Source organism: Rhizobium sp. PDO1-076 (assembly GCF_000247475.1).
Lineage (GTDB): Bacteria > Pseudomonadota > Alphaproteobacteria > Rhizobiales > Rhizobiaceae > Allorhizobium.
Genome location: NZ_AHZC01000010.1, coordinates 1 through 15,809 on the forward strand (window position 1 = coordinate 1; position 15,809 = coordinate 15,809).

General features: G+C 58.3%; 13 protein-coding genes and 1 pseudogene. 4 read left to right on the forward strand and 10 right to left on the reverse strand.

Going from position 1 to position 15,809, the window contains the following annotated elements:
* Positions 1 to 291: 291 nt before the first annotated feature.
* Positions 292 to 579, reverse strand: coding sequence for a hypothetical protein (locus PDO_RS28865; protein WP_244426318.1), 288 nt, complete (start codon positions 577 to 579; stop codon positions 292 to 294).
* 777 nt (positions 580 to 1,356) lie between these two features.
* On the opposite strand from PDO_RS28865, the gene PDO_RS00710 reads away from it, so the two are divergent.
* Together PDO_RS00710 and PDO_RS00715 are read left to right on the forward strand one after the other, a co-directional pair.
* The gene (locus PDO_RS00710) at positions 1,357 to 2,778 is read left to right on the forward strand and encodes a DUF3300 domain-containing protein (protein WP_007596570.1); all 1,422 of its coding nucleotides are present in this window, start codon (positions 1,357 to 1,359) and stop codon (positions 2,776 to 2,778) included.
* Between the two features lie 23 nt (positions 2,779 to 2,801).
* Positions 2,802 to 3,767 (forward strand): DUF2950 family protein, encoded by a 966-nt coding sequence (locus tag PDO_RS00715; RefSeq protein ID WP_007596572.1) that lies wholly within the window; start codon positions 2,802 to 2,804, stop codon positions 3,765 to 3,767.
* 202 nt (positions 3,768 to 3,969) lie between these two features.
* On the opposite strand, the gene PDO_RS00720 is transcribed toward PDO_RS00715, so the two are convergent.
* From PDO_RS00720 to PDO_RS00735, 4 genes are all read right to left on the reverse strand, one after another.
* Positions 3,970 to 5,052: an AI-2E family transporter gene (locus PDO_RS00720; RefSeq protein WP_007596574.1), complete on the reverse strand. Its 1,083-nt coding sequence runs from the start codon at positions 5,050 to 5,052 to the stop codon at positions 3,970 to 3,972.
* A gap of 91 nt (positions 5,053 to 5,143) precedes the next feature.
* The gene (locus tag PDO_RS00725) at positions 5,144 to 5,590 is read right to left on the reverse strand and encodes a potassium channel family protein (protein ID WP_007596576.1); all 447 of its coding nucleotides are present in this window, start codon (positions 5,588 to 5,590) and stop codon (positions 5,144 to 5,146) included.
* 72 nt (positions 5,591 to 5,662) lie between these two features.
* Complete coding sequence (locus PDO_RS00730) at positions 5,663 to 7,366, reverse strand: SulP family inorganic anion transporter (protein ID WP_458574630.1); 1,704 nt, start codon at positions 7,364 to 7,366, stop codon at positions 5,663 to 5,665.
* Positions 7,367 to 7,586: 220 nt separating this feature from the next.
* A complete protein-coding gene (locus tag PDO_RS00735; RefSeq protein WP_007596580.1) occupies positions 7,587 to 8,024 on the reverse strand; it encodes a hypothetical protein in 438 nt (145 codons plus the stop codon).
* Between the two features lie 126 nt (positions 8,025 to 8,150).
* Between PDO_RS00735 and PDO_RS00745 the strand changes: the two are divergent.
* Positions 8,151 to 9,243 (forward strand): annotated as a pseudogene (locus tag PDO_RS00745) (IS3 family transposase).
* Positions 9,244 to 10,305: 1,062 nt separating this feature from the next.
* Here the strand turns inward: PDO_RS00745 and PDO_RS00750 are convergent.
* The 5 genes from PDO_RS00750 to PDO_RS00770 form a co-directional block, all read right to left on the reverse strand.
* Entirely contained in the window at positions 10,306 to 11,310 is a 1,005-nt protein-coding gene (locus PDO_RS00750; RefSeq protein ID WP_007596586.1) for an NADP-dependent oxidoreductase, read from the reverse strand.
* Positions 11,311 to 11,341: 31 nt separating this feature from the next.
* A complete protein-coding gene (locus tag PDO_RS00755) occupies positions 11,342 to 12,187 on the reverse strand; it encodes an alpha/beta fold hydrolase (RefSeq protein WP_037072139.1) in 846 nt (281 codons plus the stop codon).
* Positions 12,188 to 12,253: 66 nt separating this feature from the next.
* Positions 12,254 to 13,078, reverse strand: coding sequence for an oxidoreductase (locus PDO_RS00760; RefSeq protein WP_007596588.1), 825 nt, complete (start codon positions 13,076 to 13,078; stop codon positions 12,254 to 12,256).
* A 109-nt stretch (positions 13,079 to 13,187) separates the two neighbouring features.
* A complete protein-coding gene (locus PDO_RS00765; RefSeq protein WP_007596589.1) occupies positions 13,188 to 14,282 on the reverse strand; it encodes an alkene reductase in 1,095 nt (364 codons plus the stop codon).
* A gap of 55 nt (positions 14,283 to 14,337) precedes the next feature.
* Positions 14,338 to 15,126 carry an SDR family NAD(P)-dependent oxidoreductase gene (locus PDO_RS00770; RefSeq protein ID WP_007596591.1) on the reverse strand — a complete coding sequence of 263 codons (789 nt, stop codon included), beginning with the start codon at positions 15,124 to 15,126 and terminating at the stop codon, positions 14,338 to 14,340.
* A 113-nt stretch (positions 15,127 to 15,239) separates the two neighbouring features.
* Here PDO_RS00770 and PDO_RS00775 point away from each other — a divergent pair.
* A partial coding sequence (locus tag PDO_RS00775; RefSeq protein ID WP_007596593.1) for a TetR/AcrR family transcriptional regulator occupies positions 15,240 to 15,809 on the forward strand: 570 nt, incomplete at its 3' end.

Consider the following 15,809-nt stretch of genomic DNA (forward strand, 5'->3'; position numbering starts at 1 on the left):
CAGGTCTCTTTATACGCGTCCTCATTGATCAGAACTCATGCGCCTATTGCCTGTGTCCGATGTCAACCTTGAGCCCGCTCAGATCATTGCCTACTTCGTTCAACGCTGGAAAATCGAGGTCACCTTCGCCGAAACGCGGGCGCATCTTGGCGTGGAAACCCAACGGCAGTGGTACGACAAGGCCATCACGCAATCGAATGATTGTCCCCCGCCACATCCCCGAGAGAGCTGCCGGAGCTCCCCAAAGTTCATGTCGATCCAGGATGATGTGAGTGCGTCGAAACCCATCAACTATCGCGAGAGATCGTGCGCTTGGCCCGAGGCGCGGAGTTCTTGGATCGTTTTGCCCAGGCAACTCCCCCCGATCGATTCGCCCAACGCTTTTGCGGTTCCCTCCACAGATATCGTTCCTGCCCGCCTGCTGGGGGTTATGTAAGTGGCCAGACCGTCGGCATCGACCCGCGACAGATAGAATGCGTGGGTCATACCCTTGTATTCACAGGTTATGATGAACGGGAAGTCGCCGGCGATCTGAGCAGAATGCGCTTGAGCAACCAGGGAGGAAGAAAACACGAGGATGAAGCCAACAGCGGCTGCGAGGCCATGCGGATTGCCTCGGCAAGAGATTTGAATGACATATTTCCAATTCCTTCCTTTTGGGGACGAAACAGCTTCAGCCCTTTGAAGAAAACGAACATGCGCTCCTGCTGACTCATATTCGTCCTGTCTCTTACATGAACTCTCCAAAACAGGGCGGTCATCGGCAATGTGTATACGATCGCAATCGCCACAAACAGGATTCGCGTGGAAACCGATTGCGCCGCATTACCGGGCAGGGACGAAACACCAAGCCTGAATAACATCCGGAACGTGGTAAACGCGCCCGCCTATACTTTGGCGTCTGCGGACCGCCAAACAACCCGGCCGCGAACCATGACGCCAGCATCATCATAGACGCGCTGGCGGAGAGAATGAGCTCTGTCATGCGAATGGTCTTGCATGGCGGGAGGATTTGCCATGCGTGACTTGTTTTGCTTGTCGCTACCGCAGCTTGGCCTGATCAGGCCCTGTTTCTCACTTGCACACGGTATCCACCGTGTTGATGACCGGCGAGACATTATATATTAGAAGCGGCTAAGCATTAGCGATTGACGGCATCACGCACGCAAAGCTACATTTATCTACGGGCTAAATGCTACCTTTCGTCAAGATAAATGCGCAGGATCACCGCAGGATTTGATCCTTCTGGCTGCCCAAACCGGCCGCCGGAGCCCATTCGGGATCCATTCCGTGGTGGTATCAAATCCCCCTAGCTGAGCCGCATCGTGGGTGCCGCCTAACGTGAGGATTGAAGTGATGAAGTTCCACGGACTTTCGATCTATCTACGCTCCGTCTCTGCAGTCCTCCTTGCACTGGCAATCGGCTTTGGCGCTGGTGCGAATAGCCGAGCCGGGGCGCAGCAGGCTGCAGCGGCAGCGGCGAGTGACGATAAGCCGGATGAAACGCCGGATCTGCTCTCCGAAGACGAACTCGAAGTGCTGGTGGCGCGAATTGCACTCTATCCGGATGAGCTGGTGGCACTGGTCTCTTCCGCTTCGCTTTATCCGTTGCAGACCGTCGAGGCTCAGCGCTTCCTCGATCAGAAGACGAAGGACAAGGACCTCAATCCCAAGGAAAGCTGGGATGACAGCATCATCTCGCTGCTCAACTATCCCGAAATCGTCAAGATGATGAGCGATGACCTCGACTGGACACAGGCACTCGGCAGCGCGCTGTCCTACCAGCAGAAGGATGTGCTGATCGCCATCCAGAACCTTCGCGACAAAGCCGTGGCTAGCGGTGTCATCAAGACGGACGGGAAGGTGAAGGTCGAAACCCAGGGCGAGAATGTCGTTATCCAGGCCGCCGACCCGGAAAAAATTTACGTCCCGAAATACGAGCCGGAAATGCTTTACCAGCCCGGCTACGTTCATGCGCCGATCACCTATTACGATGAGCCCTATCCGAGTTACTATTATCCCTCGGCGCCGTATTTCGCAGCCGCCATCACCGGCGCGGCGATCTGGGCCTCGGTGATTGATTGGGACGATTGGGGGGTCTGGGGTGGCCGATGGAATGGCGGCGATGTCGATATCGATTGCAACAAGTGCTTCAATGACATCGATATCGATCGTGACAAGTTCAAGATGGGCGATGTCGACTGGAAGAACTTTGACCGATCGAAGATCAAGTTCGACAAGAACCAGCTCGCCAATATCGACCGCAGCACGTTCAAGAACAATTTCAAGGCAAACCGGGGCAACAACATTGCCAACCGTGCCAAGGATGTGCGCCGAACCGGCGGCGAGCGCTTGACCAGCAAGCCCAAGGTAACGGTGGACGACGTTCGCAAGAGCAAGGTCGATGCCAATCGCCAGCGTGCTGATCGGGATCGGGCGGCTAATACCAATCGTAACGTTGGCAACAAAGCGGGCCAGGCAGCTGCAGCACGAAAAAATAGTGGGAACGTAGCGGCCAATCGTCAGGCGGCGGGCAACAAGGTTTCCAACAAGCCGAAGAACGTTAACCGCAAGGCAACCAAGCCGAAACCGGGTTCGCAGGTCAATAGGAATTCCAGCAATCGTTCCGCCGTTGGAAACGTGAACAATAAACGGCAGACACAGGCGGCTTCAAACCGCGGCCGGCAATCGATGACTGGGGGCGGGCAGCGTCGGCCGCAGTCGATGAGCGGCAATCGTGGCGGCGGTGGCGGGCGTGGCGGCGGACGCGGCCGGTAACACAGAGGGATCAGGAATTGACGATGATGAAAATGGCCCGCGAAAAACTGATACTCTCCATTTTCGGCTCGATAGTTCTCGGCGGAATAGCGCTGGCGGGACCTGCTCTTGCTGCGGATGAGGAAAATGATCCGCCGCTCCAGGAGTATATGTCGACAGACAATCCACCGGAGTTCGACACGTCCGAGCAGGCGGTGGAGGCTTTCAAAATGGCCGTCAACGGGGGCGATTTCGAGAAGCTGGCCCAGTTGCTCGGTCTCGATGCGGCGAAAGCCAAGGCGAGCGATGGAGCAACTGGCAACTATGCGGCGATCCAGGTCGGTGTGAAGGAAAGTACTGCCGTCGAGGACCGGGAAGGCGGCAAGGTGCTGGAGATCGGAAAGCAGCGCTGGCCTTTGCCATTCCCTCTGGTGAAGACGGAAGGCGGAAAGTGGGTGTTTGATACCTATGCCGGACTTGAGGAAATCGCAGACCGCCGCGTCGGGGAAAATGAACTCTCGACCATCGGCACAGTACGGGCCTATGTCGATGCACAGGAGGACTACATGTCCGAAGATCACGACGCCGACGGCGTGCTGGAATATGCCCAGAAGCTGATCAGCAGCGATGGGCAGCACGATGGGTTGTACTGGCCGTCAGAGCAGGGCGATGGCGAAGACAGCCCGGCCGGCCCGGCACTGGTCGATGGCAATGCCCTGGAAAAGGCCAAGGCCGGGCTCGGCTATAACGGCTATCGCTTCCGGATCCTCACCGGACAGGGAGAGAAAGTCGCCGGTGGCAAGTTCGATTATATCATCAACGGCAACATGATTGCGGGTTTCGGATTGGTCGCCTGGCCGGTGAAATACGGAATCACCGGCGTGAAGACCTTTGTGGTCAACAAGAGCGGTGTGGTCTACGAAGCGGATCTTGGAGATCGCACTTCCGACCTAGCAAGCGGGATACGCACGTTCAATCCCGGCGACCAATGGGACATCGTGGAAGAGTAAGCAACCGCCAACATAGTTCAGCAGATTTCATGGAATAGCGACTGTAGGATGTGCGTGTGTTCCCAAGGCGTGGGGAGATGCGCGCCGTGGAACGCTGAATTGGGGATATGATCGCTCACCCGGTGTCCGGGAGGCCAGACGTACTTTGGTACGCTCCACTGCCGGGTGAAACCAGAATTCTCCGTGCAGGAGCAGAAGAACTTCACCCGGTAAAATGCTCATCATCATTGGATCTGATCCAGGTTTGCAGCACGGTCCAAAGGATGGCCAGCGTCGTTGCGCCGATGAACATACCGGTAAAGCCCCACGCTGCCAGCCCGCCGATCACTCCGACGAATAGCACCAGCAGCGGCAACTGTCCGCTGCGCGCGATTAACATCGGCTTGACGATATTGTCTGTCCCAATGAGCACCGCGATGCCCCACACGACGGTGAAAATCGCCCATCCCGTCTCCCCTTGGGAACCAAGCCAGATGGCCACCGGCACCCATACCAGAATTGGTCCGAGTTGGATAACGGCCAGGAAAAACGTCACGGCGGCCAACACGATTGCACCCGGAACGCCGGCGGCTACGAAGCCGATCCAGGCAAACACGCCCTCGAGCAAGGCCGTTCCGATCACTCCTATCGCAACGCCCTTGATGGCTTTCGCTGCGGCATTCAGCACTGCGGGTCCTCTCGGGCCGATTATATGGGCCATAATTTGGGAAATGAACCCGAGCACAGGGGTGCGCGAGGCATGAATCATTGCTGCTACGATCACGCCCAGGAGTATCTCGAGGACAGCCAGCATAAGACCCGCGCTGAAACTGAGAAGCCAGTGTCCCGCGGCGGCCAACTGGGATTCGTAGCGCTGCAACAAAGCCAGTCCGTCATGCTGAAACTCCTGCCATACCGGCGTCACCTTCTTTCCAAGCAGCGGGAGAGTTGAAATCCACTCAGGCAGATTGGGGATGCCGCGACTGCTGGCCTCGCTTAGCCATGTTTCGGCGACATCGATATGGTTGATGATGGAGGAGCAGAGATAGATCAGCGGGACGATCATGATGGCCGCAGCGATAACGCCGAAGCTGACCGCAGCCAGACGCCTGCTGCCCAGGAGAACAACCATTCGATCGAACAGCCCTGCTGTTGCCGTGGCGAGAATCACGGCATAGGTCAGGACACCGACAAAAGGCAGCAATACCCATAAGGTTGCGCCCAGCAGTGCGGAAACAAGCAACAATGCCAGCGCGGTCTCGATGACCTGCTGTTGCCCGCCATTCTTGCTGCTCGTTTCCTGCATGACAGCACCTTTTGGTCTGGATCAGAAGTAGAACGATCCCTCGATGCAGTGATCGCTGAAAGCGGAGGGGTCGCTCGCGTAGCGTCTTATGTTACGAGCGCGCGATGATTTCACGTGGAGTATTCCGCGAGAACCACATTATCTCGGAGACTTTGAATAGAAATGCCGTGGTCCAGCCGAACAGGAGGATCCCGTTCACGCCCTCTATGGCGCTGGCAAGCCGCCATTCGTCAGACAGTGTGACGTCCCCGTAACCGATCGTCGCGAAGGTAATCGCCGAGAAATATGTAGCTTCCTCGAAGCTCTGCAATTCGCCTGCCAGCCTGTAGGCCGCCGCCCACAGCATGATCTCGATCATGTGAGCCATCACGAAGCCGGCGACAAAAAAACAACTGACACCCAGCCGGGCGTACCCACGCAGGTTCTGCGGGTTCGAAACGGGTTCCCGTGCCATGCGAAACAAAAGCATGACCGCCGCACCGTGAATGACGATAGTGGCGAGCAGCACTCCAGTTGCCGTAGTGATCTGTAGAAGCATCTTTCCGTCCTCTGGGAGTGAGTAACAAACGCAGTGTGATAGGCCCTACATTTCCAGGTGCATTGCTGGCGCTCACCCGGATTGCACTTCAGCTCCCTGAAAGGCGGGTGAGTCAGTGTTTGCCGACAACGCCGTCACCGCCTCATCCATATCATCGAAAATCATATTGGAGCCTATTTTGACAAGGACACCAGAACGTTCCAGCACGTCAAGCGGCTCGCTATGGAGTTCCACGATCGCGAACTTCATGCCCCGCTCCTCCGCCATTGCCCGTATCTCATCGAGCATAGCGGCTGCGGTGCTGTCGATCTGGGCAGCCGCGCCTGCGTCAAAGATGAATCCTTTGGTATCCGCTCCCATTTTTGCAAAAATGTCTTCAACCCGGCTCTTGACGTAATCGGCATTGAAAAAAAGCATGCTTCCCTGGAGAAGATAGATCACCAGTCCGGGGACTGGCTTTGCCTGTGCATATCGATGCAGCTTATAGAACCCGTCGCGCCCGGGAATGCGGCCCAGCAATGCGTCGCGCGGCCGCATGCCCTGCATCACAAGATAGAGCAATGTCGCAACCACCGCGACGATCACGCCCTTCAAGACCCCGAGGCCGAGTGCTCCCGCAATGCTGATAAGCGCAAAAGAGAACTCGATCCGGCTGATGTGCCACAAGTCTCTCAAGGTTCGCAGATCGATCAGGCCTATTGCTGCCGAAGCCAAGACAGCCCCGAGTGCGGGCGTGGGCAGGATGGCCAGCGCATCGGTCAGGAAAAGGACCGTGAGTGCCAGGGCGGCGGCTGAGAAGACTGCCGCCAATTGGGTTTTCCCGCCCATGAGATCATTGATTGCAGTACGAGAATCGGAGGCAGTGACAGCGAAGCCGCCGCATAATCCCGAGGCAAGGTTGGCCGCGCCAAATCCGAGCAGTTCCCGATTGGCATCGACGGGATATCTGTTTTTGGCTCCAAAGCTGCGCGCCGTCACGATGCCGGCACCGAAGCTCATGATCAGCACGGCCGCGGCCCCCAGCAGGAGTTCGTCGATGGGCACACCGCGTGGAAACGGTATCGTTGGCCACGGCAGCTGGGAAGGAACGTCGCCAACTACGCGAATTCCCAGCGCCTTGAAATCAAACAGATAGGACAGGGCGATCGCAAGTGCCACGGCGACAAGCGGTCCGGGAATGGACGGACGCCATGCGCCTAACAGCCGGAGGAGGATGAACAGTCCGATACCCAGGCCAAGGGAAGGCCAGTGGATCAGGTCCAACTTCGAGACGATTTCGGCAATCGGCCCGAACAGCCCGTCGCTTTCGATTTTCACGCCAGTGAGGCGGCCGATCTGCCCAACGAGGATCGACAGCGAGATACCTGTCATAAAGCCCGTCAGGATCGGTCGCGACAGGAGGTCCGCGATAAAGCCAAGCCGAAGGAAGCTTGCTAGAAAGCAGAAGAGGCCGACGATCGCCGCTATGGCCGCGGAAGCCATCACGTTTTCGGCAGTCGATGCGAGACCGAAAGAAACCAAGACCGCTGCAAGCATCGTTACCGTGCCGGCGTCCGGGCCTACGATGAGTTGCCGCGAAGAGCCCAGAAGAGCATAGCCTAGAACCGACATGATGCTTGCATATATGCCGACTTCCGGCGGCAAGCCTGCAAGGGCAGGATAGGCAATCGCGCTTGGCAAGCCAACCGCGGCGATGGCCAGCCCGGATGTCAGATCATACCGAAGCCACTCAGCTCGGTATTCTCTGAGGCTGGATATGAGAGGAAGGGCTGGCATAGCGTCGAACATCTCCCGGGTTAGAAGGATCGGCACGTTCTGCAGATGCAATTCAGTGCCTTTGTCCACATCCCGCCGCGGCATTGATCAGCCACCTGCTCACGCAGAACAGGCAGGTTTGGCTGTGAGCACACATGGCAGAATTCGACAATGCAAAACGGTTATCGGTTTGGTTCTGCGGACTGACTGACGTGTATTGGTTGCAGCGCGTGTTCCGCCTTCAAATAGCTTTTGCCTTGCCCCACCCGAGAAAGAGGCCGACATCTCCAGGCATTCCCTGGGGCCACTCCACGATCATGGCGGTGAGACGGTATTCGGCCGGCTTCAGTTTGTCACGCCACACTTCGTAGGCTTGACGCGGGACGCCCGTCAGAGTCTCCGGCCAATCAGGGTCGTTGTTATTGATCGCACGACCCTGGTCGGTGCACAGCTCGACAGGGAACTGTAGAACCATCAGTTCGGTTTTCCCGTCCACGGCCACCGCCTTTATGCGGGCCAACAGATTGGCTCTCATCTTATCGGTGACTTCGATCCGCTTGGACATTCTATCCATCACCAGCTTTCTCGCATCCTCCGCGGTGCGCATGTCCTTGAAAGCAGCTGAGGCACGCGCCGTATCGATCTTGTCGGCGTATTCTCGCAGTTCCTCAGCCGTCATGAACAAGTTGCTCCCGCTGGGGGGGTAATCCCCCCGCAAATTAACGGGGTTTAAAAGTAGAATTTTCTCACAATGATTTTGGAGAAGATTCCGATGAAGACATCATGATTTAGCGACGCGCAGATCATGGCGATCCTGCGCCAGGCGGAGGACGGCATTCCTGTGGCGGAGCTTTGCCGGGAGCATGGCATGAGCGACGCCAGTTTTTAAAATGGCGGGCGCGGCTGGGTGGCATGGATGCCTCGATGGTGGCGCAGATGAAGAGTATGGAGGACGAGAACCGGCGGCTGAAGAAGATGTATGCGGAACTGAGCATGCAGAACGACCTGCTGAAGGAAGCGCTTGGAAAAAGCGCTGAGGCCGTCTCAACGCAAGGAGCCTTACGGCAAATGCAGGCAATTGCCTATCGGCCAAGGGATGGCCATGCAAGCCGTTCAGAATCACACCATCAGCGTGGCACTCGCCTGCCGGACGTTCTCGATCAGCGAGACGTGCTATCGTTATGGACGCAAGCTCGACAGTGAGAACGAGGAGATTGCCGACTGGCTGTTGCGCCTGACGGCGGCCAGGAAGACATGGGTTTCGGACTGTGCTTTCTCTATCTGCGCAACATCAAGGGCTTTGGCTGGAACCACAAACGGGTTTACCGCATCTACGGTGAACTGGAACTGAACCTCAGGATCAGGCCCAGGAAGCGGCTGATACGAGAGCGGCCCGAGCCTCTGGCGGTGCCGGAACAACCCAACCGGACCTGGTCGATGGACTTCATGGCCGATCAGCTTGCCGACGGCCGCTCGTTTCGGACCCTGAACGTGATTGGCGACTTCAACCGCGAGGGGCTTGGCATCGAGGTCGATTTCTCGTTGCCCGCCGAGCGGGTCGTCCGGTCCCTCAACCGGATCATCGAATGGCGTGGTAAGCCGAAGGTCATCCGGGTCGACAATGGCCCGGAATATATCAGCGGCACGCTGCTGGCGTGGGCGGAAAAGCGCAACATCACCATCACTCACATCCAACCGGGCAAGCCGCAACAGAACCCTTACATCGAGCGCTACAACCGGACGGTCCGACACGAATGGCTGGAATGTTTTATCTTCGGTACCATCAAGGATCGTGCAGGATCACGCCACACGGTGGCTATGGACATATAACAATGACCGACCCAATATGGCCATCGGCGGGCATTACCCCAAGGCAGAAACTGAAAATGGCAGCGTAAATTCTACTGACCGGCCCCGTAAAAAACGGGAGGATTACCATTCGATCTGAGGTCAGAGAGCATAGCGTTCGCAGCCAGCAATTTGTTTTGTCAGGAAGCCCCCATCAGCAACAAGACTATTCTGGGTTCACGGGCTGAAACACTCAGAACGCTGCCCGTTGACCTTTATTCGTATGTTTATTCTATTCCCTTATCTCGTCTCGATGAGGATGGTCTCCAAATAAAGTTTTGGGGGCCTGGAGGAGGAGGCCGTATTTGCGCTATCATCTGTGGAGGATATGGATGCCGGATGGATTACGCGCCCAACCCCGGTCCCACTCTTTTGCATTTCCACTTTGGCCCTCTAAGTGCAGGCAGCGGACTCCGAGCGATAGACGATCTCCTTCGTGAAGCGCAAGAGCTGTGGGGCACGTCAGCACCGTCTTATCTTGCAGTCAGGAAATCACATGCCCCCCCTGAGTACGGGACTCTTGCTGATGCGGTTGCCTCGGTCGAGACAACGGGCGGGACAGATGATTTCCTACTGATCGCATTTCAGGATGGAGGAGTAATATCCGTTTCTGAAACCAGGTTCGCTTTCCAGGATGATGCGAAGCCTGCAACGTGGTGGTATCCAGCAAAATGAACTGCAGGGGAACGTATCCTAGACCGGAAGCCCTTTAACCACATACCGGCAAGCAGAGCTGACTTAAGACCCCAAAAGCCAAGTTGGGGACCAAATCGTGCGACCCATCCGACGAATTGACATCACGATATCAGTTGTTTAGCGGGGCAAAGTCACAATGACGGCGAGCATTAAACGCAAAAACCGCCCCCGTTAGATGGGAGAGGTGAGACTTTTATGTTGGAACTGGTTGCGGGGGCCTGAGCCCACGGAGACTTATAAATTCTCCTTGGGCTCAGGCCCCCGCATTGACAGTCTCCGTTTACGTCAGAAGCGGCCATTGAACAGAGATCGCGCCGACCGAAACGGGGCCGCCAGGAGACAGTCCGCTCCTGTCCCATAAGCCATGGAAGCGGACATCACGCTTCGAAAAAGCTACCTGTATGCTAGCGAGACGGTCATTGTAAAACGCCAACGACAACCTTCCCCTTGGCCCGCCCGGTCTCGACATAAGCCAAAGCCTCAGCCGTTTTCGCAAAAGGATACACCTTGTCCACGATCGGACGGATGACGCCAGCGTCGATCAGCGTGGCGATCTCCCTCAGTTGCTGGCCCTCCGCGCGCATGAAGAGGAAGGAATAATCGACGCCGCGGCTCCTTGCCTTCTTCAGAATGCCTCGGCTCAGCATCCGCATGACAAGGCGCAGGACGAGGTTCAGCCGCAGGGACTTGGCGAAGGGGACGTCCGGCGGACCAGAGATCGAGATGAGCTTTCCACCCGGTTTCAGCACGTTCAGTGACTTTGTGAGCGTCCTGGCGTCCTGGCTGTTGAGCACCACATCGTATCCGGACAGCACCCGCTCGAAGTCCTGCGTTTTGTAGTCGATCACCACATCCGCGCCGAGGCTTTTGACCAGCTCGGCATTCGCGGCACTGGTGGTTGTTGCCACGCTGGCGCCGAGATGCTTGGCGAGCTGGATGGCGAAGGTGCCGACACCGCCGGAACCGGCCTGGATGAACACCTTCTGGCCGGGCTTGACCTTGCCCACTTCGACGAGCGCCTGCCAGACGGTCAGTCCAACCAGCGGGATTGATGCGGCCTCTTCCATGGAGAGGCTTTTCGGTTTCAGCGCGAGGTCTGCTGCGTCGACCGCGATCATTTCAGCGAATGTCCCAATCTTATGATCACGCGGACGGCCATAGACCTCGTCGCCGGCCTTGAACTGCCGTACATTAGCGCCGACCCGGATGACCGTTCCGGCCAGATCGTGACCGAGAATGAAGGGCGGGCGATAGGGCAGGAACAGCTTGAATTCGCCGTCGCGCAACTTGGAATCGAGAAGGTTGATCGCGGTGGCGTGGATACGAACCAGCACATCGTTGGCACCGATCTGAGGATCTGGCATGTCGGCCAAGCGCAGCGGGCCGTTCTTTTTGTATTTATCGACGACGAAGGCTTTCACGGGTTTTCTCCAGTATGAAACGATTATCAGGTCAGGCGGCCAGGAAAGCCAGCGCTTTCGGCACGAATTCGGTATGGTACTGGAAGATGCCGCCATGGCCTGCATCCTCGTAGATCACCAACTCGGCATTCGGCATGCGCCGGGCCAAATCGTGGCTGTTGGATGTCGGCACCATGATGTCATTGTCCCCATTGGCCACAAGAACGGGAATACCGATGCGCCCCAAATCCTGCGGTGCCTGACGACCCCAGGCTTTGATGGCGCTAAGCTGGCGCAGAAAGGCACGGGGTGTCGGATCTTTGTCGCGATCAAGCTGTCGCTCTTTCAGACGCGCCAGAAAGTCTTTTGCTGACCGACGGCCCGTGGTGGAGGATGTGAAGAACAGGTAGGTCTTCGGGTCGCGCAATGTCAGCATGCCTTTGAGGATAAGCGGCCAGGAGACGGCTCCGACCCGTTCAATGCCTGCTCCACCCGCAGGACCCGTACCTGTCAAGATCAGCTTGCGCACCAGACCGGGGGCTTTCAGCACAACATCCTGCGCCACGAAGCCGCCCAGGGAGAACCCCATCAGATCGACCGTGGCAAAGCCAAGCTTGCCAACAACGGCGATGACGTCACGGGCCATTTCATCGATTGTCAATGGGGCCGTTCCGCCGGAAAGGCCGATCCCCTGATAGTCCAGTGCGATGATGTGGTGGGAGGTCGCCAGCCCATTGACAATCCGTGGGTCGAAATTGTCCAGCACCGCGCCCCAGTGATTGAGCAAAACCAGCGGGATCCCGCCGCGAGGACCCAGCTCGCGATAGGCAAAGCGGATCTTGCCGACGCTGACGAAGCGATTCTGAGCGTAGCGGTAGTCATTTGTCGATGCGGTCATGGGTGCGTCAGTCATGGTGGGCCAGCTCTTTGCCCGCGCGCGGGCCGATGGAGTGAGAATACTGCCTCAGGCGATGTTGAACTGCTTGCGCAGGATGCGATCAAACAGCGCGCGTGGGAGGAAACGCCTTGCAAACGCGGTCTGTCGGGCCTCCTTACCAGAGGGATAACGCAGCCGTGGCTTCCTGGCCTGCGCCGCCGCAACAATCGTCGCTGCGACAGCGTCCGCCGTGTCACCGCCTGCCATGGCTGCAGCGAACGCGGCCTGGTAGCGGGCGAATGTCTCGCGATAGACCGCCACGGGACGATCGCCTTGTGGTGAGTTGGCTTCGATGGAGGTCTTGGTGGCCCATGGCTCGATGACCGCGACCCGGATGCCCAACGGCCGCACTTCATGGTCCAGGGATTCCGAATAGCCTTCGATCGCGTGCTTGCTCGCCGTATAGTGGGCACCGAAGGGACCGGGAATGAGCCCGACGACCGAGCCGATGTTCAGGATTCGCCCATTGCCCTGCTGGCGCATGATCGGCAGGACTTCGTTCGTTACCCGGACGACGCCCAGATAGTTGGTGTCGAACAGCGCACCGACCTGCTCGATCGAGCTTTCTTCGGCGGCTCCGGAGATGGCGTAGCCGGCATTGTTGACCAAGAGGTCGATGCGGCCGAGTTCTGCATGGGCGAGCGCCACGGCAGCAACAACGGAGGCGTCAGAGGTCACGTCGCAAGCGATCATGCGGATGCCATCGCGGATCTCGCCGGCAGCCGCCTTGCGGCTCGTGCCAATCACCCGGTAGCCTGCGCGGCTGAGCGCCAGTGCCGCCGCCTTGCCGATGCCGCTGGAGGCACCGGTCACGAATGCAGTCTTCTGTCCTTTTGATGCAAAGGTCGCCATAGCTTTGTTCTCGATCTGGCGCGCGACATTGGCCGCGCTGCCTTTGATTGTCAGCGATTGATTATGGTCGGCATTGCCGGGGCCGCACCGAAATGCGGCCCCTGATGGCTCAATTGCCGGAAGTCTCGGTCAAGCGCGGATAGTCGGTATAGCCGGCAGCGCCGCCGCCATGGAGTGTCGCCGGGTTCATCTCAGCCAGCGGCGCGCCGCTTTGCAGCCGTTCGACAAGATCCGGATTGGCGATGAACGGACGTCCGAAGGCAATCAGATCCGCCGTGCCATCCGCCAGATGCGATGTCGCAAGCTCGAGATCATAACCATTGTTGGCAATATAGGTTTTACTGAAGCGGCGGCGCAGCGATCCGTAATCGAACGGCGCCACGTCGCGCGGGCCGCCAGTCGCGCCTTCGACAACGTGAATGTAGGCGATGCTGAGCGCCTCGAGCTGATCGACGATATAGTCGTACTGCGCCTGGGGATCACTAGAGGAAATAGCATTGGCGGGCGAGACCGGTGAAATCCGGATCCCGGTGCGCTCAGGCCCGATTTCCTGCGCCACCGCAGCGGCGACTTCGAGCATCAGGCGCGCGCGGTTTTCCACGGAACCGCCATAGGCGTCGGTGCGAACATTGGCGCCGTCCTTGGCGAACTGCTCGAGCAGATAGCCATTGGCGCCATGGACCTCGACGCCATCGAAACCCGCCTCGATGGCATTGGCAGCAGCCTTACGGAAGTCGTTGACGATGCCGGCGAGCTCAGCGATCTCCAGCGCGCGGGGTTCGGACACATCAACGAAGGCATTGTGGACGAATGTCTTGGTCGCGGCGCGAATGGCCGAGGGCGCGACGGGTTGGCCACCTTTGGGCTGCAGGTCGACATGGCTGATGCGACCGACATGCCAGAGCTGCAGGACGATGCGTCCGCCCTTTTCGTGCACGGCGGCGGTTACCTTGCGCCAGCCCTCGATCTGTTCCTTCGTATAGATGCCGGGCGTGTCCTGATAACCCTGCCCCTGCTGAGAGATCTGCGTTGCTTCGGAAATGATCAGACCGGCCGAAGCACGCTGCGCATAGTATTCTGCCGTCAGCGGGCCCGGCACGAAGCCTGCGCCTGCACGGTTGCGGGTCAGCGGCGCCATGACGATCCGGTTTGAAAGGGTAATGGCACCGATGGTTGTGGGTTCGAAAAGCGTGGTCTTGGTCATGATATACCTATTATATTTTCTCTGGGTCGGCATTGGTTCACCGACTGCGTAAAGCTCACGCCTGCGTGCGATAGCGTTCGGCAGGAAGCGCGTTGACGAGATTGCCGAGCATGGCTTTGCGGGCGCCATCGAGCGCGTCCCACTGGCCGCCGTCGTGCAGCGGCGGGATTGTCACCGGTTCGCGGCGGTCGAAACCGACCAGGGCCGCATCGACCAGATCACCGACTTCCATGACATTGCTCATGGCGTTGACGTCGGCGCCGACATGATCCCAGATCTCGGTACGGGTCGTGGCGGGAAGTACTGCCTGGATGTAGATGCCCTTGGGGCCAAGTTCGTGTGCCAGCCCCTGCGACAGGAAGAGCACGAAAGCCTTGGTCGCGCCATAGACGGTCATGCCGAATTCTGGTGCCAGGCCAACGACTGAACCGATATTGACAATCGCGCCCTCGCCAGCCTTGGCAAGACGCGGAGCAATGGCGCCGGCAAGCCGGACAAGTGCGGTCGCGTTGAGGGCGACGAGCTTGGTCATGTCATCGACGTTCTGGTCGACGAAGCTTCCGCCGATCGCCGTCCCCGCATTGTTGACGAGAATGCCGATGCGGGCGTCGTCACGCAGCCTGGTCTCGACCTTTGCAAGATCCTCAGCCTGGGTGAGATCGGCCGGAAGGATATCGATCGTCACGCCGGTTTCCTCGCGCAGACGGCTCGCAAGCGCCTCCATGCGCGCAACATCCCGGGCGACCAGCACCAGATCATGTCCGCGGCGCGCGAAGCGTTCGGCATAGGTTGCGCCAATGCCTGTAGAGGCGCCGGTGATCAGGACTGCAGGAATCTGACTCATTTTGGATTGCTCTTTTCTATTGTTGATCCTATATTCATGACAATCATCATGATTGGTTTTAAATATGATGGCCATCATGTAAATGTCAATGGCCAGTTCGGAGAATTTTGAAAATGAAGGTCAGCCGAGAGCAGATGGCGGAGAACAGACGCCGGATTCTGGATGTCGCCAGCCGATTGTTTAAAGACAAGGGGTTCGATGCGGTGAGCGTCGCGGAGGTCATGAAGGCTGCCGGCATGACCCATGGCGGCTTCTATGGACACTTCGCCTCAAAGGACGACCTGGTAGCGCAGACGCTGGCGCATGCTCTTGAGGGAGACGCCGTCGGAGACGGCGACTTCAGCGGTTTCGTCCGCTCCTACCTGGCGCCCCGTCACCGGGATAATGCCGGCAATGGATGCCCAACGGCAGGTCTCGCCGCAGCAGTTCGTCACCAGACGCCAGCCGCGAAAGCCGCCATGACCGAAGGACTGCGCTCCCAGATCGCCCGGATGGAGAAGGCCCTCCCGCAACAAGGGGCACCCGACAAGCGCCGCGCAGCGATCGGAAGCTGGGCGGCCATGGTCGGGGCCGTCATCCTTGCCAGAGCGGTCGATGACCCTGAATTATCCGACGAGGTTCTTGGTGAGACGCGCGCATGGATCGACGCCATGCGGGCTAGTCCGCTTCGAGTGGACGGGAGC

Coding starts and splice junctions, on each gene's coding strand:
- PDO_RS00710 (WP_007596570.1), top strand. CDS start 1,357: ATGAAGTTCCACGGACTTTCGATCTATCTACGCTCCGTCTCTGCAGTC.
- PDO_RS00715 (WP_007596572.1), top strand. CDS start 2,802: ATGATGAAAATGGCCCGCGAAAAACTGATACTCTCCATTTTCGGCTCG.
- PDO_RS00720 (WP_007596574.1), bottom strand. CDS start 5,052: ATGCAGGAAACGAGCAGCAAGAATGGCGGGCAACAGCAGGTCATCGAG.
- PDO_RS00725 (WP_007596576.1), bottom strand. CDS start 5,590: ATGCTTCTACAGATCACTACGGCAACTGGAGTGCTGCTCGCCACTATC.
- PDO_RS00730 (WP_458574630.1), bottom strand. CDS start 7,366: ATGCCAGCCCTTCCTCTCATATCCAGCCTCAGAGAATACCGAGCTGAG.
- PDO_RS00735 (WP_007596580.1), bottom strand. CDS start 8,024: ATGACGGCTGAGGAACTGCGAGAATACGCCGACAAGATCGATACGGCG.
- PDO_RS00755 (WP_037072139.1), bottom strand. CDS start 12,187: ATGACCGCATCGACAAATGACTACCGCTACGCTCAGAATCGCTTCGTC.
- PDO_RS00760 (WP_007596588.1), bottom strand. CDS start 13,078: ATGGCGACCTTTGCATCAAAAGGACAGAAGACTGCATTCGTGACCGGT.
- PDO_RS00765 (WP_007596589.1), bottom strand. CDS start 14,282: ATGACCAAGACCACGCTTTTCGAACCCACAACCATCGGTGCCATTACC.
- PDO_RS00770 (WP_007596591.1), bottom strand. CDS start 15,126: ATGAGTCAGATTCCTGCAGTCCTGATCACCGGCGCCTCTACAGGCATT.